The following is a 20250-nucleotide window of genomic DNA, read 5'->3' as shown; positions in this document are numbered from 1 at the left end:
AAGCCTTATTGTGATATTACGTTATTGTGTCATTGTGTTGTTGAAGAATCAGTCGTTTTGACGGTAATTCTTCATTGTCTAATACGTATTATTGAACAAAATACTTTGATAATTTTCACGGTTCTCAGGTGCTATATAGCGCTCAAAGCCATTCATTTTACTAATACTGCAACTGCTGTTTTGCGCGTAATAAAGGCCTTCTGCAAACACAGGATCATTGGTGCTGCCCCAGTCTGCCACTATGCTATCGTTGACAACACACTGTGAGCTTATGCCATCAAAATAATCACCAAAGCCTTCCGCATTCACGACTTTAAAATTAATCGCAGACATTACCATATCGCAATATTCTTGCGGTGACATACCAATGGGTTTACCACAAGTGGTTGTGCCAATGGTGACAACCTCAATAAATGGATCAATACCATTAATGATCATTTCACTGGCGGAGCAGGTATTATCGGTGGTTAGTACAATCAAACGATCAATTGCCAGTTTATTAGTTTGATTGTTAAATCGATAAGTCGAATTACTGTCTTGATGCTTATCATTATAATCAAGCGTACCTAATATTTCGTTATTGGTGGTATCACCACCGACTAAGGATCCTAAAATTTGTGCAATACTAATACGACCACCACCGTTGTAACGAAGGTCAAGTATTAATTGATTCGGATTACCAGCGGATAAAGTTTCAAACGCAGATTGGAGTTCAGCTTCTGATGGCTCAATAAAGCCATGTTGAAACGATAAATAACCCACCGCACCGACCTGAGTATTAATCACATCCGCAGCAAACACGGTATTGGTAGCAACATCACCTTTAACAATATTTGTGGTTAGGCTATCTCCATTGGTATTGGTGTAGGTCACTTCTATGGTAAAGCCTTCTTCATCAGGACCAAACACTGTTTCATCATCGATATTTTGTTGCTGGATTTCTGAAATAGTATAACCATTAATCGTGGTTAATCGATCGCCTCGCTGTAAACCCGCATTGGCCGCGCCAGAATTATTAAACACATAACGGATAACAAAGCTGTCATTAAACATTTGGCGATCAAGACTAAAACCATAACCAAAGAATGAGCCGCTATTAAAAAATTCATCGTATTCTTGTTTGGTAATAATATAAGAGAAACGATCCTGAGCTGAACGCACATCATTTAGCATTGCCGAGACGCTGGAATAGGCTTCCGGATCGATGGAAGATGGTAAATCCTGATAAAATAAATACCAGTCTTGCAGATAATCAAACCACACCTGATTTTGATCCGGTACCGAGCACTGCTGGAATGTACTGCCACCTAGGGTTGGTCCAGATGAATCACTACTGCCACCACCACAGGCACTTATTAATGCCAACACTGAAATAAACAACCAACGGGCAACTTTAACTAAAGCTCTATACTGCATCATAATAAATACCTGCCATGCTTTATCGGGATAATAATTACTACATTTGTTTATAACATAATTCAATACAAGAAGAAAAAAAGCCAATTATTACCCAATAGGCTAATCAACGCTATTTTAATGCTTATAAACAACCCAACTGTAATAATAAATATTGTTAGCCAAACTTTTTGCTCTATAAAAAAATAGAGCCATTTAAACCTATCATCAAAAACTTATGATTGGACATACATGGTCACTGTTTACTGGTTAATTCACCAAGTAAATAACTTTGTACCCGAAAAGGTTCCGACTGAGGAATGTGTTTAATGTAACGGCCATCACTGTGCAACTCCCAGCTTTGGGTATTGTCTTTTAAATACAAATCGATGGTTTCATGTTTCACTCGAGTGGCTAATTTTTTATCGAGAATTGGAAAGCAGGTTTCTACCCGATGGTATAAATTTCGATCCATCCAGTCGGCACTGGAAGCGTAAACTTTTTCAGCGCCATCGGCAGCGAAACAAAACACCCGGGAATGCTCTAAAAATCGACCAATAATGGATCGCACCCGTATGTTTTCCGATATGTTTTTTAGACCGGGTCTTAAGCAGCACAAACCTCGCACTATTAAATCAATCGATACACCGGCCTGAGAGGCTTGGTATAATTTTTTTATCATTCTTGATTCTGTTAGAGAATTCATTCGCGCTTTAATATAAGCCTTCTTTCCATTATTTTTATTTTCTATTTCCTTATCGATCAAATCAAACAACCCTGTTTGTAAGGTAAAAGGCGCCTGTAAAATATGATTCATATGATACGCTTTACCCATTCCGGTTAACTGCAAAAATATTCGTTGCGCATCGTCACACACATTTTTATTGGCAGAAAACAAACTTAAATCCGTATAAACTTTAGCAGTTTCAGCGTGGTAGTTTCCGGTGCCTAAGTGGGCATAATGTCGCAGTTTCTTTTTTTCGCGACGGGTAACCACACATAATTTTGCATGTGTTTTATAACCAACAACGCCATAAACCACTAATGCACCAGCCTCCTGTAGTTTATTGGCTAATTCTATGTTGGCCTGCTCATCAAACCGCGCTCTTAACTCTACAACAGCGGTAACCTCTTTACCCTGTCGTGCGGCATCAATAAGCGCATCTACAATTTGTGATCGCGCCCCAGTTCGATAAAGAGTCTGCTTAATGGCAAGCACATTGGGATCATTGGCTGCTTTTTTGATAAAGTTAACCACCGGTTCAAACCCTTGATACGGATGATGCAATACAATATCTTTTCTCTGCAATATATTAAAAATGTCTTTATCAAATTTTTTCGAATGGGCCGGTTCAAAAGGTTTGAATTTTAAGTCGGGTCGGTCCACCATATCCAGCAAACTAAGCAGCCGGTTTAAATTAACCGGTCCATTAACCCGGTATAAATCGGCTTCGGTTAAATGACATTTTTGCAATAAAAAATGCGCTATTTTTTCCGGACAATTATCGGCCACTTCAAGTCTGACCGAGGTTCCAAAATCACGACTTTGCAACTCTTCTTTCAGGGCATGTGCCAGATCTTCAACATCTTCTTCATCGACAAATAAATCACTGTCACGGGTTAAGCGAAATTGATAACAGCCTTTTACCTTCATGCCCGGAAATAACTCTTTAGCGTTTGCGTGAATAATGGCTGATAGAAACACAAAACTTTGTCCGTGCTCACTTAATTCATCGGGCAATTGAATTATACGGGGCAATGAACGAGGCATATGAACCACTGCATAACCGCTATCACGGCCAAACGCATCTTTTCCTTCCAGTGCAACGATAAAGTGTAAACTTTTATTGATCAGGCGAGGAAACGGATGCGCCAGATCGAGTCCAATAGGACTGATAACCGGAGCTACTTCATTATTAAAATACTGTTTGATCCAACGCGCCTGTTTACTGTTCCATTGTCTGCGACGCAAAAAGTGAATGGCCTGTTTAGATAATTGCGGCAGTAATACCTCATTGAATATACGGTACTGTTCATCGACCATTTTATGGCAGGTTTTGCTGACTTCGGTAAGCACCTGTTGCGGTGTTAAACCATCAGGGCCGGTACGCTGTGGATGATGCGTTGCCCAGTGAACGTGCGTTGCAACCCGAACTTCAAAAAACTCATCCAGATTGTTGCTAAAAATAAAGATAAACTTTATTCGTTCAAGTATAGGCAGATCTTCATCCAGCGCCTGTTGTAAAACACGCCAGTTAAATTGTAAAAAGGATAGCTCGCGATTGATGTAAAGCTCGGGACTGTCTAAATCAACCAGCGCTTTTTTTGTTGGTGGATTGACCTCTTCAAGATAACTGCCCAATGGCTTTATGGCTTCTACCGCGCCATCAGTAACCGAACTCTTTTCAGTGGTGTTATCTTGACTCATTAAGGATCCTAAAACAGACAATCATCTAGAGCGTGTTTATCTTTCGTTCTTTAATGATTGTCTGTGTTCAGGAATGTGTCAATGACAGTGTTATGAATTTTTTAACCAGTGAGCAATATCTTTGGCGTAGTAGGTAAGAATGGCATCAGTGCCAGCGCGTTTAAAGCAGGTCATGGCTTCCATCACCACAGCCTGTTCGTCTAACCAGCCATTTTGGCTGGCAGCTTTCAGCATCGCGTATTCACCACTGACATGATAGGCAAACACCGGTACTTTAAAGTTTTCTTTTACGCGGCGAATAATGTCCAGATAAGGCATACCCGGTTTAACCATTAACATATCCGCACCTTCTTCAATATCCAGTGCAATTTCATGCAGCGCTTCATCACTATTAGCCGGATCCATTTGATAAGTTTTTTTATCGGCTTTCCCCAAACTGCCCGCCGATCCAACTGCGTCTCGAAATGGCCCATAAAACGCTGATGCGTATTTCGCAGAATAGGCGAGTATTTTAGCGTTAACAAAGCCTTCTACTTCCAGCGACTCACGAATTGCGCCAATACGTCCATCCATCATATCCGAAGGTGCCACAATATCGGCACCTGCGGCAGCATGCGATAACGCTTGTTTGGTGAGTACATCGACGGTTTCATCATTTAATACATATCCGTTTTTGTCGATGATGCCATCCTGTCCGTGGCTGGTGTAAGGATCAAGTGCAATATCCGTGATCACACCCATTTCAGGAAAACGATGTTTAATGGCCCGAACCGCTGTTTGTACCAATCCCTGCTCGTTATAGGCTTCTTCAGCTTGTAATGATTTTTTATCGTCACCCACAACCGGAAACAGGGCTACAGCCGGAACACCCAGTGAAACCAGCTGTTCGATTTCTTGCAGAAGAAGATCCACCGATTTACGCTCAACCCCCGGCATCGACGAAACCGCTTGTTGCTGCTTTTCACCCGGTAACACAAAAACCGGGTAAATAAGATCATTAACACTCAGTTGGTTTTCGGCCACCAGACGACGAACGAAATCATCGGTTCGATTACGCCGCTTTCGTGTTGACGGATAAAACCCAAAACTAAATCCACTCACGTGATTCTCCTACATGTGGTTTAATCATCGATAAAAAAACTTATTGCTTAAGCCAGTCTCGCACAGGTAAAAAATCTGTGTACAATTTTTCTTCTTCACTACCAGGCTTAGGCTGCCAGTTATAATGCCAGCTGACGTGTGACGGCAACGACATCAATATGGATTCGGTGCGACCTCCGGTTTGCAATCCAAACAGGGTGCCACGATCGTACACCAGATTAAACTCAACATAGCGGCCACGCCGGTAACGCTGAAACTCAACATGGGACGTTTGGTAAGGGTGATCTTTTCGTTTTTCAGCGATGGGCAGATAGGCCGGAACAAACGCATCTCCCACTGAACGCATAAAAGCAAAACAGGTTTTAAAATCCCACCGGTTTAAGTCATCAAAAAATAAACCACCAACACCACGGGCCTCATCACGATGTTTTATATGAAAATATTGATCACACCAAGTTTTAAACTCATCATAAAGTGCGTCGCCAAAAGGTTCACAAGCATTATATGCCGTTTGATGCCAGTGCCGGCAATCGTCTTCAAAGCCGTAATAGGGTGTTAAATCGAAGCCGCCACCAAACCACCAGACAGGATCTTCTCCAGGCTTTTCTGCAACAAAAAAGCGCACATTCATATGACAGGTGGGCACAAAAGGATTGTGTGGGTGGATCACCAGCGACACCCCCATAGCTTCAAACGATCGACCCGCCAGCTCAGGACGAGCGGCAGTAGCCGAAGCGGGTAATTGCTCTCCCATAACATGAGAAAAATTCACCCCGCCTTTTTCAATCACACGGCCATTTTCTAGCACCCGCGAACAACCGCCACCACCTTCTTCTCGCTGCCAGCTATCTTTAATAAATTGCCCGTCACCGTCGAGTTGCTCCAACGCACTACAAATCGTCTGTTGCAATTGTTGAAGGTAACTTAAAACCTGTTGTTTATTCATAAAGTTCCTGATTTTGATAGAGCGGAATTATCGCAATACGCGGCCAGTTTGCCAGTCGATGATACGGGAAGCGCCGCGCTCTCCACCGCATTGTCCGGGCATGACCCAATCGACTTCACCGGCAAATTGTTGAATGCATGAAAAGCGCTGTTTTAGCGAAGGTTTTCCGGCACGGTTTGCACTGGTAGATACCAGCAAACCCATTCGTTGGCATAAACCTCGCGCCAGAGGGTGCGTGGTCATTCGTATGGCAATGGACGATCGACCACCGGTAATCCAGTTAGGTGCATGTTGAGTGGCTGGCAACACCCAGGTCGTCGGTTGTTGTTGCTTCGCCATTAGCTTTTTTTGCTCATCACTGGTTAACGGAGTTACCCAGTTTCGAAACTGGTCTGGATGTGACGCCAGCAGGATCAAGCCTTTCTCTGGCACTCGCTGTTTAATCGATAAAATACGATCCACGGCTTCCGGATCATCCGGTCGACAACCCAATCCCCAAACGGTTTCTGTGGGGTAGGCAATAACGCCGCCTCTGGATAACAAAATGGCAGCCTTATCAAGCTGCCAGTTAGAAATAAATCCGCTACTAGAATGCATCGTTCATCCAGTCGTTCAATGTACCATTGATTATGATCGGCTGATTAATTTAGAGGTTAACCAGAGATTAGTGGGTGGGCAAATTTTAACAAAGGACCAACGGAATGCGAAATTAATTACCTAAATGATTCACCAGTACAAAACGGCCTTCATGGCATTTAGTTGGGCAATCAGGATATCTTGAAAGTTAAATCCCACTGAGTAAACTTTAAAGGAGGGGTTTACTCAGTGAATATGATCATCCATATTTTCAAACCAGGCGCAGGCACTTTCACGACCGGGCAAATTAAATAACACCATCATGGTGATCCATTTAACCTGTTCTACATCTACATTATCCATATTCAGAGCCATAATCCGTTCAATCACCAGTTCCCGGGTGGTAGCATCCAACACACCCAGATGCTCCATATGGTAAATAAAGCCTCTGGCTTTAAGTGAAATAGCTTTACACTCAGGTTCACAAAACAGGCGATTGCTGAATACCGGCGTTGATACCTCATCAGGATCCTTGTCAGCGGACTCCCGCAACTCTACCAGCCCATCGATCCATTCCAGTGCCGAATCGATCTCAACATCTGAGAATCCTACTTCCGTTAATTCAGATGCAAGTTTGGTTGCCTCTTCAATGACCACATATTCCTGATCCTGAAAACGCTCAAAGATATACATCAAGACGTCTAGCACGTCATTTTTCATGGATTCCCCTAACTAAGCAAAGTATCGGTTAACTGCTTTATATGGTTATTTTTGTCGCTGGTAACCACCAGCGCCGCTGGTGATCCAGCCATCAAGTTCTAATGTTAACAATTTTGAGGAAAGATCAGCCACCGATTTTTCACATCGCTCAACCAATAAATCCAGCGAAGTGTAGCAAAAGTCGATTTGTCGCAATAAATTAAGCGATTCTTCATCCAGACTGTCGATGGCATTTTTCGGTGATGCGCCTGCTAGCGATGCTTCTTTTTTACCGTTTGCATCCGGGTGTTTTGCTGCTTTAAAAGCTTCTGCGCTCTCGGAGTTTTGTTGCGACTCTCCTTTGTCAGACTGAGCCTGAGCAAGCCAGCCAATCTGTTGCAACACATCGTCCGCCGTTTCAACAAGGTGCGCTCCCTGCTTGATCAAAGCATGACACCCTTTAGCGAGAGTGTTGTTCACTGAACCGGGCAGTGCAAACACTTCGCGCGATTGTTCAACCGCCATTTGCGCCGTGATTAATGAACCGCTTTTAATCGCCGCTTCAATCACCAATACGCCTAAACTCAAACCACTGATGATCCGGTTGCGTTTGGGAAAATTAATGCCCCTCACAGGCGTCCCCAGTGCAAACTCGGAAATTATAAGTCCTTGTTCTACTATTTGATGCGCCAGCTGTTTATGTCGTGCCGGATAAACCCGATCAAGCCCGGTACCCGCTACAGCAATGGTTGCGCCACCACTTGATAATGCCGCCTGATGAGCAATTCCATCAATACCTAACGCCATGCCCGAGGTGATCACCAGTCCCTGCTTTGCCATTTCTGCGGCAAAATCTTTTGCAGCAAGCTTGCCGGCAGGTGTCGGGTTTCGTGTTCCAACAATGGCAATTTGTGGTTGGTGCAGCAGTGAAATATCGCCTTTGCCATACAGTATAATGGGTGCACCGGGACACTCTTTCAGTAAACGAGGGTAGCTGGATTGATCCGGCGTGACTATGTGATGGGAGCTATCGGCCGCCAACCATTCTAATTCATAATCAATATTGACAGGCTCGGCAGTTAATAAACGCTGGCATAGTGCCTCACTGGCGCCAGTCGCCAATAAATCGGCTTCGCTGGCCTCAAAAACTTCATCAATGGTTTTAAAATGATCCAGCAGTTTTTGACTGGTGGCCCAGCCCACGCGATCCAGTTGCGATAATGTAAACCAGCGTTGCAGCTGTAATGGGTTCATCCATGAACCTCCTGTTATTCGATTTTATACCCATCACTAAAAAAGATTGATGGGTTATTTGATTAATAAGGTGTTTTTGCCTTATCCAGCACATGCAGAGGGCGTTGAGCTTTTAATACCAGTCCAAGACTGACTTTCTCAAAAGTTCGGAACACCATCAACATACCCGCTTCTTCATCAGGCAAGGTCACTTCCTCTTTCTTATTCACCAGATCTTTAAAGAAATTAACGAAAGCGCCGTCTTTATTGACGTTTTTATTATCTCGGGCATAAGGATCAACCACTTCGCCGCCGCGTTGGTGTACGGTTAATACATGACCCACTTCCAGACCATCACGCTCACCACGATTCAGTACCACTACGTCGTATTGACCAATTTGCACCACACCGTCGTACACCGAAATAATGGAAGCATCGATATTTTTTTCCGGAGCATGAGGAAAGTAATAGGGGCGTAACTGCTCATCGTTGGTCGCCCAGAGTCGGTCGCCACGCATAATCTCTGCAACAGAATTATCGATGCGGATAGATGCCGGATCACCATTTCGAACCTTAATGCCCGAACCGAGATGAATGGCCTCAACGCCTAAAAATTCGCCGGTATCCGGATCGACGTAGTCATCACCTTGTCGGAAAAACGCAAACTTACTGGTTTCAGGTGTAGTGATACCTCGTACATAGACCTTGTTTTGTACTGCATTGGCCAATCGCCCTTCATCTCCAGCCAGCACATAAGGAGCATCTTTCAATTCTTGCTTTGATACGACGCGGGCACTGACCAAAAATGGCAATACGGCATCAAGCGGTATAGTGGTAATCGCCTGACCACGGCTTAGTTCTCTAATTTGTGGTGATAGCTTTACGGTACCATCGGGTAATCGGTCACTGCGCACAATACGCGGCTGGCCATCAACATAAACCAGCGCCAGTACATCACCGGGATAAATTAAATGGGGATTACCAACCTGATCATTAACGTGCCAGATTTCAGGCCATAACCAGGGGTCCTGTAAAAACTGGGCAGAAATATCCCAGAGGGTGTCACCCGGTTGTACAATGTGAAATTCCGGATGATCGGGTCGTAACTCAGCGGCATCGGCCCAGGAAACACTGAAAAATGCCACCATCGCCGCAATTCCGGCAATAAACGTTTTCATAATAGATATCCCTTAATTTATACTATCGGGTTAGCACTACCGAATACTGTTAAACTCAACCTCACAATTCGTCTTTGTTGCCAAGTAAATCTGAGTATATTTATACAGACTTATTCAGTATGATCATAATCTTAGCAGCAAAAGTTACTTTTTTACTAGAACTTAGATCACAGATATATGCCTTTATTAGAGATTCTTGAATACCCAGATCCCCGACTGCGCACCAAAGCAGAGCCTGTAACCGACTTTGGCGATGCTTTGCAGCAGCAGATCGACAATATGTTTGAGACCATGTATCAGGCTCCGGGCATTGGTCTGGCCGCCACTCAGGTTAACTTTCATCAACAGCTGATTGTTATCGATATCTCCGAAAATCAGGACAGTCCGTTAGTACTAATTAACCCCAAAATCATTGAAAAAAGAGGGGTAGAACAACGGGAAGAAGGCTGTCTGTCATTTCCCGGAGTGTTTGCAAAAGTCGAACGAGCCGATGAAGTAACCATAGAAGCCCTGGATCGCGAAGGCAAGAAATTTTCTCTCGATGCCGAAGATCTATTGGCGGTTTGCATACAACACGAAATGGATCACATCGAAGGTAAGCTGTTTGTCGATTATTTGTCACCTCTGAAGCGAGATCGCATAAAAAAGAAGCTGAAAAAGTTACAAAAGGCCCGCTAACGCCATGACCAAGCCAAGAATTGTCTTTGCGGGTACCCCGGACTTTGCCGCTCATTGCCTCGAACAACTGCTAAATGATGCCTATCAGGTTGTTGCCGTTTACACTCAGCCGGATCGCCGAGCCGGTCGCGGTAAAAAATTACAACCTTCGCCGGTTAAGCAACTGGCCGAACAACATAATATTCCGGTGGAACAACCGATCAATTTTAAAGATGAGAGCCATCTAAAACAGCTGGCGTCCTATGACGCTGATCTGATGATTGTGGTGGCTTATGGCATATTACTGCCCCAGTCGGTACTTGATACGCCGAGGCTTGGCTGTATTAATGTTCACGCCTCATTATTGCCCCGTTGGCGTGGTGCAGCCCCGATCCAACGAGCCATAGAAGCTGGCGATGATAAAACTGGCGTTGCTATCATGCAAATGGACGCCGGCCTCGATACTGGCCCTGTCTGGCAATCTGCTGAACTTGCGCTTACGGGCGAAGAAACCGGTGCCAGCCTGCATGATGAACTCGCTAAAATTGGGGCTCAAACATTAAGTAACTGCTTACCAACCATTCTTCAAGGCAGCAGCCAACCAACCGCTCAATCGCAACAGGGTGTAACCTACGCCCACAAACTGAGCAAACAACAGGCCGCCATCGACTGGCAGGATCCCGCAGACGTCATTGCCCGTAAAGTGCGCGCTTTTAATGCCTGGCCGGTAGCCTTTTTCAAGGTGGGGGACGACCCGGTAAAAGTGTGGCAGGCCACTGCATCGGACGAACAGCACGATCAACAACCTGGGACAGTTCTCGGTGCCGATAAGTCGGGTATAGAAATTGCCTGCGGCAATGGTCGACTTACCTTACTCGAACTGCAGCCTGCAGGTAAAAAGCGCATGAAGGCTGGCGACTTATTGAATTCCCGAGCCCAATGGTTCGTCCCCAATCAGATGGTTGGTGAATAACCGGTGATCCATCGTCAATCACACCAGCAGAGCAATCAACAGCACCCGGTTAATTTACGCGGTCAAATTGCCAACTGGGTGGCACAGGTAATTTATCAGGGTCAGTCTGCAAATGTGGTGACTCAACAAATAGCCGAGCAAGTAACGGATCCTCGAAACCGTGCTTTGGCAAGAAAATGTCTGTTTGGTGTTTGTCGGCAGTTTGAACAACTCGACTGGGCAATCTCCCAACTGCTGCAAAAACCTTTGAAGAAAAACCAATGGTCACTGCAATCATTGTTGCTTTCCAGCGTTTACCAGCTGCTCTATCTCAATACTGCTGAGCACGCGGTAATTTCAGAGAGCGTCAATGCCTGTCGGCAAATGGAAAAAGACTGGGCTGCCAAGTTGGTTAATGGTGTATTGCGTAATGCCTTACGTCAAAAGCAATCATTACTGGAGCAAACGAATGCGCCAGAGAAGGTGCAATACTCAATGCCAGACTGGCTGCTTAAACGATTTAAAAACGCCTGGCCGAAACACTGGCAAGCTATCTGCGAACAAAGTAATCAGAAAGCCCCTCTCACCCTGAGGCTGAATCGCAGTCACGCCAACGCTAAAAGCTCTGATGCATTGTTGCAATCGGCCCATATCGAATTTAAAACTCACCCGGTTGCTAAAGACGCACGAATTCTAGACGAGGCGCGAAACGTACAGGATATACCCGAATTTGCCACCGGCTTATTCAGTGTGCAAGACATCTCGGCGCAGCTTGCTGCAGCGTTACTGCCCGTTAATGCTGGCGATCGTGTACTGGACGCCTGTGCCGCACCCGGCGGAAAGACGGCTCACTTACTGGAAATGCATCCTGAGCTGTCGCTTACTGCACTGGAACTTGAGGCCGCGCGTGCCGAAAAAATTCATCAAAATTTGCAGCGTCTTAATTTAACCGCACAGGTGATCATTGACGATGCGCAAACCTATTCTGTGCAGCAACCGTTTGACGCCATATTACTTGACGCACCCTGTTCAGCCACTGGCGTAATTCGGCGGCAACCCGATATAAAGCAGCATCGACGCGATGAAGATATCTGGCCACTGGTGCAACTGCAAAACGCTATTCTGACCAATCTGTGGCAACAATTAAAACCCGGCGGCCACCTGTTGTACGCTACCTGCTCTATATTGCCCGATGAAAATCAAAAGCAGATTAAAAAGTTTTTGAAACAGCAATCGGACGCAGCGCTAGTAACGCTGCCTGACACAGTATTAAAAACCGGCACAGATACCGGTTTTGGTTTACAGCTTTTTCCCCAGCGGGATCACGATGGCTTTTTCTATAGCCTGTTAAAAAAGTCTTCGTAATAAAATACTGTAAGCAGACTTAAGTAAGCTAGATGCCATCTTAAAAATAGCGAACGAAGCTGAGGCAAGGCAAATTTTGAGATTGTCTCTCATCAGATTTTGAATCATTGAGCCATCCTTGGTTGTTATATATGAATTGCTATAGATGAAAGACTAAATATGAATGATCATATATAAATAACGGCGAGCTGCTGCTGGATCTGCTCAGCCAACCCCGTTAAAGACTGCTTGGTGGAGTCATTCACTTTATCCTGTTCAGACATCTTGCTCAGTTGTTGTTTAATGCGATCAATTCCCTGATACAACCAGTATTCCAGATGTTGCAATTCTGCCACATCCTGCACACTGTCCTGATAGTCAGACTCTTTGAGACCGCCAAGCCAGTTTTCTATGTCTTCACTGGTGAGTCCCGAACGCACTATTGTACTGTTTAGCGACAAGGCCGAACGCAACAATCTTTTCGCCGATGTTATGGTCTGTAAAGGCTCCAGCAAATGAGCTAACTCCACAAGGCTTGCCTGTACCTGGCGGATCGCCTTTATCGAAATGGTGAGTTGTTGGCTTGCCGATACCAGCTGACCGAGCTCAATATTATGATGCAAAGGCAATCCGGAACGACGCAATAACTGATGCATGGCTCGAATTAACTCGGCAGGAAAGCTGCGCAAATTTATCAGCAAATAAGGCGCAAACTCCATTAATGTGTGATGCTTTTTTACGAATACCTTCATTCGTACGTGATACAAATGATTCACCATAGCTAGCAGTTGCCCTTCAAAAGTTAATTGCTCGCCATAGAGCTTTTTTGGATAACCGTGACCATCGCGACGTTCGTGGTGCTGCGCAATGGCTTCAAGCATATCATTTGAGTACAGCGAACAATTATCCGCAATCATTCGGGCAATAAGCGGATGACTCTGGTAATTGCGCTGCTCTACGGCGTCATCAAAACTGTCTTTTTCGACCAGCTCCTCCGCAATGTGCAGCAGGCCTAAATCAGAAAACAAACTCGCCAAAAAAATGGATTCGGCCTGCTGCCTTGGCAGCTTCATCTCCGATACCATCAGGCTGCTGAACCAGCAGGTAAATAAGGTACATTGATAGACTTGTGGAAACTTCTCCTGCAACACGGTCAATTTTTGCAACAGAGTGCGTGGCAGATCATGGGTGGTAAATAAATTTTTTAAGGTGCCATCAAACTGAAAAGACTGATGGATATAATAAAGATCCGGATACTGCTTGATACACTGCTGGATCGAATGAAATAATTTTAACTCCGTCAATCGGTGTTCCAACGCGACCACTTCATCCAACGGCTTTGCCAGTTTATGAGACAGTAATTTCTGGCTGGCTGACGCACTCAGCGGCGTTCCTTTAGCAACCAGCAAGACGCCGTTTTCATTGTAGATATCTTCCGAAGCCAATACCGGCTGTTGGGTATTAATGTCTTTCAGATGACCTATATAGTGTTCTTCTTTTACTTCTTCCATAGAGGGGAGTTTAGCACTTATCAAATGACTGTGAATTCAGTATAGACGTGAAACTTGCTCATAGACCAAAATCACCCTTTTTTCCAGTCATTCAAGTGAACATCACCAAAGGTTAAGGCTTGATTGACAAGAAATAAAAATCTTGCCGAAAGTTGCCGATTTGAAGAAATAGGCCATACTTTAACTACCTTAGACAAAACAAACTGGCTCAATACACGATGTTTCCCAAGCTCGATTTTTCACAAAAAATATGGCTCGGATTCGGTATCATTATCCTTCTATTATCACTTTCAAGCATGGTTGCCTTGTACAACCTTTACGATATCAGTGATTCCACCACCGAAGTTAATGAAAGCGCCGTTCCGGTTCTCAAACAAAGCAATCAAATTCAAATTAACTTACTGAAACTCGGCAAGCTCAGTTCATCCGGTTACAACGCAGTAAATGAATCACAGATCAGTGAAGCGTCCAGCAGTTTTAAGCAGGGCGATACTCTGTTTAATCAACAATATGTGATGCTTACTGACACCATTGGCTCGGATCCGTCCATGTCCGAAGATCTGTTAACCGCGAAGCAGTTTTATGATGAATACACACAAGCCGTTGAGCGCATGTTTGACGCCAAATCAAAATTATTGAAAGCACAGAACAACGCCAATGAAGAACTAAAGTCATTAAGCAACCTAATTGACGATGCCGGCGCTTATTTACTGGATGTTGTCTGGGTTGAATACGGCGACGATGACAAAAATCGCGATTTGATTGAAGGCATTGCCGGAAGAATAGATGGCTTAATCATTGGCTTATTCAATGCCTTTGAAGACATTAACTTAAGCAATAACCTCGACAGCCTAACCAATGCAAAAGACGATATTGCAGCCTCGATCAATGGCATACGTGTTCGCAACAACAGCGCAGAAAATAATATTCCCGATTTAAAAGACAGAGAACTCTGGAAAGATTATCAAAATGCCCTTACTGAACTTGAACAAAGGGTCGCCGGTGACAACTCTCTTATTGACTATAAAATCGAACAGGTCGAGCAAACCATTAAAGCAAGAGAACAACTGGATCTGTCAGAAGCCGCCATTCGTGAAGTCATTACAAAATTCGATGCCTTATTACTGCAAGCCGATGACTTGTTTAACGATCGGCAAAAAAGCGTAATCGACACCGTGGATCTGGCCAGTAAAAGTGTCATTATTGCCTGGATTGTATTAATCGCACTGGCGTGGCAAAACTTTAATTCAATGCGCAAATCCATCAAGAAGAAAATGGCTGATCTGGCGAAGCTTAATTCAACGGGCGAAGAACTCGCATCTCTGATGGATCAAAACCGGGCGTTAGAATCTGTGTTGGCAGCGATGCACGATCAAACCGGCGTCGCCTATGGTTCTGTATTCCTGATGAATCAGGACGATAAACTTGAAGTTAAAGCCTCATACCCACCTAAACAGGTTGATCCCGATATTAAGCCAGCCCAATTTGCTTTGGGCGAAGGTATTTTAGGGAAAGCCGCTGAACGCAAGAAAATCAAATTTGTGCCAAATACTGCCAAAGACAGTAACTTTATTGGTCAGGAAAATATGCCTGACAAAGCACTGCTTTGTGTGCCACTGGTGGATAAAGATGTATTGATTGGTGCCATGAACTTCTCGGGCAATGTGAGTGACGTTACCTTTGAAGACAGTGATTACGAATTTGCTTCATCGATTGCACGTTTGTTAGTGACGACCATTAAAAACATACGCATGCGTGAAGTTATTGAAGAGCAAAATCGTACTCTGGAACAAAAAGTGCGTGAGCGTACAGCAGAACTGCGTCAGAAAAATAAAGACATCGCCACCATGATGGCAAACCTGCATCAGGGTTTATTCACCATTACGGACGGCGGTGTAATTCACCCTGAATACTCATCATTCCTTGAGCAGATTTTACAAACCAAGCAAATCGCCAATCGCAACTTTATGGATGTGGTATTTAAAAACACCAATCTTGGCTCCGACAGTTTGAATCAAATTTCAACCGCTGTTGATTCTCTGCTGGGTGTCGATGAAATGATGTTTGACTTTAATTCACACTTGCTGGTTTCAGAATTCACCATGACCACAGATGAAGGCAGCGATAAGTTACTGGAACTTGACTGGGTGCCTATTGTTAATCAGGACACCGATGAAATAGAAAAGTTAATGGTCACGGTTCGGGATGTCACCGAATTAAAAGCCTTACAAATGGCCGCCGAAGAACAAAAACGAGAGCTTGAAATTATTGGCCAAATTCTCTCGGTTGATGATGAGAAGTTCGAAGAGTTCCTCAACAGTTCGTATGAGTTCATCGGAAATTGTCGAAGCCTTATCGAACAGGCCAAAAACAAAGATCCCTCACTGGTAGCAACACTGTTTAGAAATATGCATACCGTTAAGGGTAACGCTCGAACCTATGGCTTCAGCTATATAACCGATTCTGTTCATAATGTTGAGCATTCCTACGATGAATTACGCAAAGATGAAACCAAAGAGTGGCAGCCGGAATTATTATTAGAAGAACTATCGCAAGCCGAACATGACATCAAACGCTACGAAAAAGTGGCGGAAGAAAAATTGATGCAACGGGGTGGCAGCGACAGTGGTATTGTCATTGATCACTCTCACGTCAGAGACTTAATTAATGAGGCCATTAATCTGAATATAGAAGGCTGCAAAAATCCGGTTAAAAACTGGGTAAAAGATGCATTTGATGTTTTAGCCCATACTCAGGCAAAACCGATTAGCGGCGTACTGACTTCAGTTATTTCATCGGTTAATTCTCTGGCCGATCAACTGGGTAAAGAAAAGCCAGTATTTAATGTTAATGACGGCCCCTATCTGATTCGAAAAGAAATTCATAACATGCTCAATAATATATTCATGCATGTGCTTCGTAATGCGGTCGATCATGGCATTGAAGATTCAGCCACACGACGTAAAGCTGGCAAACCAGAACAGGGTACCATTTCACTGGATGTTTCCGATAAAACCAACAGCCTGATTATTACCATTCAGGATGATGGTAGAGGCCTGGCACTTTCACAGCTTTACGCCAGTGCCTTAAAGAAGAACTTATTGAGTGATGGCGATCCTAAACCCGATGATCAAACCATTGCCAACCTGATCTTTCATTCAGGTTTTTCTACCGCTGAGGAAGTTTCCGACATTTCTGGTAGAGGTGTGGGTATGGATGCCGTCAAACAGTTTCTGGAAGAATCCGGTGGTAGCATTAAAATATCACTGACCTCTGGAAATGAAGGTGATGATTATCGACAGTTTATTACCGAAATTCACATTCATAAAAAATACACCTTAGAACAACCTGAATTTTAACCGTGACAGCCGGTAAGTTAATACCATGACTAATATAATTTTAAATTTTGTTTTATTGATTGTCGGCGGCGCCATTGGTGCCTTCGCCATTTACTATTGGCTTAATAAAAAGCTCACCCTTCTACAACAAACCAACAATGAGCTCTCCAACGAATTAGCCAATAAAGTTGATGCAGAATTGGTTACTCAATTGCAACAGCAATTAGAATCAACATCTCAGGACTATGAACAACAACTGGCTTCTGCTGAGCAAATGAAAACAGAGCTTGCGGAACAATTTGATTCTGAAAGACAGGATATTACCAGCAGCTTGACTGAGCAAATCGAATCCATCCGTATGCAATCCGATAATGTCACGGGGGATTTAAAGTCGCAATTGATTGAGTTGCAACTGCAGTTAAAAGAGCTTGCAGACATAATGATCACCTTTGAGCGCTGGCACGAATCCTTGACCGATTTAATGGATCACAACAAGGCCATGAGCGAACAGAATGGTCAGTTTTATAATATCGTAAAACAAATCGTTATTCTTGCTCTTAACGCGGCAATAGAAGCCGCCAGAGCAGGGGAGTACGGTCGTGGCTTTGCGGTTGTGGCCGATGAAGTTAGGGCGTTGGCATTGCGATCACAGGAACTGTCCGACAGCTATCGTGAAAATTTATATAAAAACGATATTTTAACCACGTCAACCTTTCAGGATATTCAGGCCAGCGGCAAAATGATTATGACAGAATTATCAACCGCGCAAGGTCAGGTGGACAAATGTTTAAATAGAGTATCGGACAGCTAGCAATGAATGACGTTAACCTATCAACTTTACTCGATGATATGTTTAATCGCAGTATCAGCATGGCGATACAGGATTCAAACAGTCGCGATAGCTTTTCTGTCGCTTCGGCTAAAAGCTTTAAAAAGCGTTCAACAAATCAAGCGATATTTTTAACCATTAGCAGCCATCGTTTTCGTTTGTTTGTGGTGATTGATTTATCACAAAAAGATTGCTCTGAATTTGTTCGACTGGCAACCCAATCAAAAACCGATACCATGACCGAACAAGAGTTTTATGACTATATGTTTGAGTTTGGCAATGGCCTTTGTGGCATATTTAAACGTGAAATCGGAAAAGCGACGCCTGCACTTGGTATGTCAACACCAAACCTTCTTTCAAGAGAAAGCGTTAACTTGATGACCAGTTATTCAATCGACAAAAAAGCGCACTATCAAATCAGTTTAAACGAGTCGATATTATTTTATTGCAGTTTTTATTATTTACCATCATCCAATCAGGAAGTATTGGTGTCGTTAGTTGAAGAAGATACATCCGACACCGGTGAACTCGAACTCTTTTAACCATAAACACAGGCAAGGTTTATGACTGACATTAATCATGTAAAAAGCAAACTGCTTATTCTGGATCATGATCAAGCAGCGGCAACAGAAGTGGCGAAATTTTGTGAAGCCAATAATATTATTGCGCTTAAACCCAGCGCACAAACATCATTAGAAATCATCAACAACAATACTGACTTGGGTGGCATTATTGTGTCCGATGCTTACTCTATAGAGAACTACTCCGGTGATTCTTTAATACAGGAGTTACACTATAAACGCCCTGAATTACCACTGTTTATCAGAGGTCGATCACCGTCCGATAAAGCCACCGCATTTTTATCGGGCAGTTTTACTCTGGATAATATGGATGAGTTGAAACAGGCCATCGATAAACATTTATTTACCACCTACTATCCCATACCTTTAATCCGCGGTATGCAGGAAATTTCACTGGAAGCCATCAAAGCCAATATAAAGCAATGCAAAATCGAAGTGGATCCACCTTATCTGGTTAAAGATCAAATCATATACGGAGAACTGTTAAGCTTAATACCACTAGAAAGTAACTGGTATCGCGGTTATATGATGCTGCAAACCACCGAACAGGAAGTGGTTGACGTTATTCAAAAGGGTTTAACACACATCAATAAACAGGACACCGATTTTCGATTTGTGAATGCGATACTGAATGAGATCACAAACTTGATTTGGGGTGGTATTAAAAATAAATTCTCATCGGTCAGTAATGATGACTCAGGCATAAATACCCGAACTCAGGTACCTATTTCCATCAATCACCATCATCGCTATATATCATTTGGAACCACTGATCCACAACTGTGCTTTCATTATCGCATTCGTGGCATTAATGATTCCGTACCCTATATCGATATTTATCAAAAGTTTATTTTTAATCTAAGCTGGTATCCCGATGACTTTCAAAACTGTGATACTGAAACCGATAAACTGGTTGAATCAGGCGAACTGGAATTTTTCTAACCTATAATTATTTAAGAACATACGAGCAAGACAGGAGATCACTATGGCGCAAATACTTGTGGTGGATGACTCAGCCACTGTACGAAACGAAGTGTCGACATTTTTAAGCGATAACGGTTTTTCCGTAGCCACAGCGGTTGATGGCAAAGACGGTCTGGATAAAACTCGTGCTGATGGCGCGCTAAAGTTAATTATTTCTGACGTGAATATGCCAAATATGGATGGACTGACCATGGCAGAAAAAATTCGCGGCGAACTGGGTAATCAAACCGTCAATATCATTATGCTGACCACAGAAAGCGATCCGCGAATGAAAGAGCGGGGCAAAGCTGCCGGAGTAAAAGGCTGGATTGTTAAACCTTTTAAAGGCGATGCCATTGTTGGAGCAGTAAAAAAACTGGTTGGCTAACCATTAGTTTTTTAATCCTTCCAGCACTTCTTTATTAAACAGCAGAGAGCAATACTCTCTGCTGTAACTTGGTATTTCCAATAAAGTCTATCGTTTTCCAGTAAAAACAGAGGTTTTACTGGAAAATCATC

General features: G+C 43.6%; 17 protein-coding genes. 8 read left to right on the top strand and 9 right to left on the bottom strand.

From position 1 onward, the window contains the following. Positions 1-78: 78 nt before the first annotated feature. The 8 genes from C8D97_RS15385 to C8D97_RS15350 all read right to left on the bottom strand — a co-directional run bounded on the left by C8D97_RS15385 (position 79) and on the right by C8D97_RS15350 (position 9556). Positions 79-1419, bottom strand: coding sequence for a S41 family peptidase (locus tag C8D97_RS15385; protein WP_109764689.1), 1341 nt, complete (start codon positions 1417-1419; stop codon positions 79-81). Between the two features lie 232 nt (positions 1420-1651). Further along, a complete protein-coding gene (gene ppk1, locus C8D97_RS15380; protein WP_109764688.1) occupies positions 1652-3823 on the bottom strand; it encodes a polyphosphate kinase 1 in 2172 nt (723 codons plus the stop codon). 90 nt (positions 3824-3913) lie between these two features. Further along, positions 3914-4924, bottom strand: coding sequence for a porphobilinogen synthase (gene hemB, locus C8D97_RS15375; protein ID WP_109764687.1), 1011 nt, complete (start codon positions 4922-4924; stop codon positions 3914-3916). Between the two features lie 40 nt (positions 4925-4964). Then, on the bottom strand, positions 4965-5870 hold the full coding sequence (gene hemF / locus C8D97_RS15370) for an oxygen-dependent coproporphyrinogen oxidase (RefSeq protein ID WP_109764686.1): 906 nt from the start codon (positions 5868-5870) through the stop codon (positions 4965-4967). Between the two features lie 27 nt (positions 5871-5897). Continuing rightward, complete coding sequence (locus C8D97_RS15365; protein WP_109764685.1) at positions 5898-6467, bottom strand: L-threonylcarbamoyladenylate synthase; 570 nt, start codon at positions 6465-6467, stop codon at positions 5898-5900. 225 nt (positions 6468-6692) lie between these two features. Continuing rightward, positions 6693-7166 carry a Smg family protein gene (locus C8D97_RS15360; RefSeq protein ID WP_109764684.1) on the bottom strand — a complete coding sequence of 158 codons (474 nt, stop codon included), beginning with the start codon at positions 7164-7166 and terminating at the stop codon, positions 6693-6695. 45 nt (positions 7167-7211) lie between these two features. Beyond that, on the bottom strand, positions 7212-8399 hold the full coding sequence (dprA, locus tag C8D97_RS15355; RefSeq protein WP_109764683.1) for a DNA-processing protein DprA: 1188 nt from the start codon (positions 8397-8399) through the stop codon (positions 7212-7214). Positions 8400-8461: 62 nt separating this feature from the next. Further along, entirely contained in the window at positions 8462-9556 is a 1095-nt protein-coding gene (locus C8D97_RS15350) for a LysM peptidoglycan-binding domain-containing protein (protein WP_109764682.1), read from the bottom strand. Positions 9557-9733: 177 nt separating this feature from the next. On the opposite strand from C8D97_RS15350, the gene def reads away from it, so the two are divergent. The 3 genes from def to rsmB are packed head-to-tail and all read left to right on the top strand — an operon-like array spanning position 9734 to position 12530. Further along, complete coding sequence (gene def / locus C8D97_RS15345; RefSeq protein ID WP_109764681.1) at positions 9734-10234, top strand: peptide deformylase; 501 nt, start codon at positions 9734-9736, stop codon at positions 10232-10234. 4 nt (positions 10235-10238) lie between these two features. Continuing rightward, positions 10239-11186, top strand: a complete 948-nt coding sequence (gene fmt / locus C8D97_RS15340; RefSeq protein ID WP_109764680.1) for a methionyl-tRNA formyltransferase — start codon at positions 10239-10241, stop codon at positions 11184-11186. A 3-nt stretch (positions 11187-11189) separates the two neighbouring features. Next, complete coding sequence (rsmB, locus tag C8D97_RS15335; protein ID WP_109764679.1) at positions 11190-12530, top strand: 16S rRNA (cytosine(967)-C(5))-methyltransferase RsmB; 1341 nt, start codon at positions 11190-11192, stop codon at positions 12528-12530. A 167-nt stretch (positions 12531-12697) separates the two neighbouring features. Here the strand turns inward: rsmB and C8D97_RS15330 are convergent, their stop codons facing one another. Beyond that, positions 12698-14020 (bottom strand): HD-GYP domain-containing protein, encoded by a 1323-nt coding sequence (locus C8D97_RS15330; protein ID WP_109764678.1) that lies wholly within the window; start codon positions 14018-14020, stop codon positions 12698-12700. 218 nt (positions 14021-14238) lie between these two features. On the opposite strand from C8D97_RS15330, the gene C8D97_RS15325 reads away from it, so the two are divergent. Genes C8D97_RS15325 through C8D97_RS15305 form a run of 5 tightly spaced genes read left to right on the top strand, consistent with a single transcriptional unit; the run spans position 14239 to position 20119 of the window. After that, positions 14239-17379, top strand: coding sequence for an ATP-binding protein (locus tag C8D97_RS15325; RefSeq protein ID WP_109764677.1), 3141 nt, complete (start codon positions 14239-14241; stop codon positions 17377-17379). Between the two features lie 25 nt (positions 17380-17404). Beyond that, a complete protein-coding gene (locus C8D97_RS18535; protein WP_280951694.1) occupies positions 17405-18169 on the top strand; it encodes a methyl-accepting chemotaxis protein in 765 nt (254 codons plus the stop codon). A gap of 2 nt (positions 18170-18171) precedes the next feature. After that, on the top strand, positions 18172-18729 hold the full coding sequence (locus C8D97_RS15315; RefSeq protein WP_109764676.1) for a hypothetical protein: 558 nt from the start codon (positions 18172-18174) through the stop codon (positions 18727-18729). 21 nt (positions 18730-18750) lie between these two features. After that, a complete protein-coding gene (locus C8D97_RS15310) occupies positions 18751-19710 on the top strand; it encodes a chemotaxis protein CheX (protein ID WP_109764675.1) in 960 nt (319 codons plus the stop codon). Between the two features lie 43 nt (positions 19711-19753). Next, entirely contained in the window at positions 19754-20119 is a 366-nt protein-coding gene (locus C8D97_RS15305; RefSeq protein ID WP_109764674.1) for a response regulator, read from the top strand. Positions 20120-20250 lie beyond the last annotated feature (131 nt).

Origin of the sequence: Pleionea mediterranea (assembly GCF_003148745.1) — a bacterium.
GTDB lineage: Bacteria > Pseudomonadota > Gammaproteobacteria > Enterobacterales > Kangiellaceae > Pleionea > Pleionea mediterranea.
This window is presented reverse-complemented; position numbering and strand designations above follow the sequence as displayed.

What these genes read in the sequence shown, in the direction of transcription:
- C8D97_RS15385 (WP_109764689.1), bottom strand. Translation starts at nt 1,419, where the DNA reads ATGATGCAGTATAGAGCTTTAGTTAAAGTTGCCCGTTGGTTGTTTATT.
- ppk1 (WP_109764688.1), bottom strand. Translation starts at nt 3,823, where the DNA reads ATGAGTCAAGATAACACCACTGAAAAGAGTTCGGTTACTGATGGCGCG.
- hemF (WP_109764686.1), bottom strand. Translation starts at nt 5,870, where the DNA reads ATGAATAAACAACAGGTTTTAAGTTACCTTCAACAATTGCAACAGACG.
- C8D97_RS15365 (WP_109764685.1), bottom strand. Translation starts at nt 6,467, where the DNA reads ATGCATTCTAGTAGCGGATTTATTTCTAACTGGCAGCTTGATAAGGCT.
- C8D97_RS15360 (WP_109764684.1), bottom strand. Translation starts at nt 7,166, where the DNA reads ATGAAAAATGACGTGCTAGACGTCTTGATGTATATCTTTGAGCGTTTT.
- dprA (WP_109764683.1), bottom strand. Translation starts at nt 8,399, where the DNA reads ATGAACCCATTACAGCTGCAACGCTGGTTTACATTATCGCAACTGGAT.
- C8D97_RS15350 (WP_109764682.1), bottom strand. Translation starts at nt 9,556, where the DNA reads ATGAAAACGTTTATTGCCGGAATTGCGGCGATGGTGGCATTTTTCAGT.
- def (WP_109764681.1), top strand. Translation starts at nt 9,734, where the DNA reads ATGCCTTTATTAGAGATTCTTGAATACCCAGATCCCCGACTGCGCACC.
- fmt (WP_109764680.1), top strand. Translation starts at nt 10,239, where the DNA reads ATGACCAAGCCAAGAATTGTCTTTGCGGGTACCCCGGACTTTGCCGCT.
- C8D97_RS15330 (WP_109764678.1), bottom strand. Translation starts at nt 14,020, where the DNA reads ATGGAAGAAGTAAAAGAAGAACACTATATAGGTCATCTGAAAGACATT.
- C8D97_RS15325 (WP_109764677.1), top strand. Translation starts at nt 14,239, where the DNA reads ATGTTTCCCAAGCTCGATTTTTCACAAAAAATATGGCTCGGATTCGGT.
- C8D97_RS18535 (WP_280951694.1), top strand. Translation starts at nt 17,405, where the DNA reads ATGACTAATATAATTTTAAATTTTGTTTTATTGATTGTCGGCGGCGCC.
- C8D97_RS15315 (WP_109764676.1), top strand. Translation starts at nt 18,172, where the DNA reads ATGAATGACGTTAACCTATCAACTTTACTCGATGATATGTTTAATCGC.
- C8D97_RS15310 (WP_109764675.1), top strand. Translation starts at nt 18,751, where the DNA reads ATGACTGACATTAATCATGTAAAAAGCAAACTGCTTATTCTGGATCAT.
- C8D97_RS15305 (WP_109764674.1), top strand. Translation starts at nt 19,754, where the DNA reads ATGGCGCAAATACTTGTGGTGGATGACTCAGCCACTGTACGAAACGAA.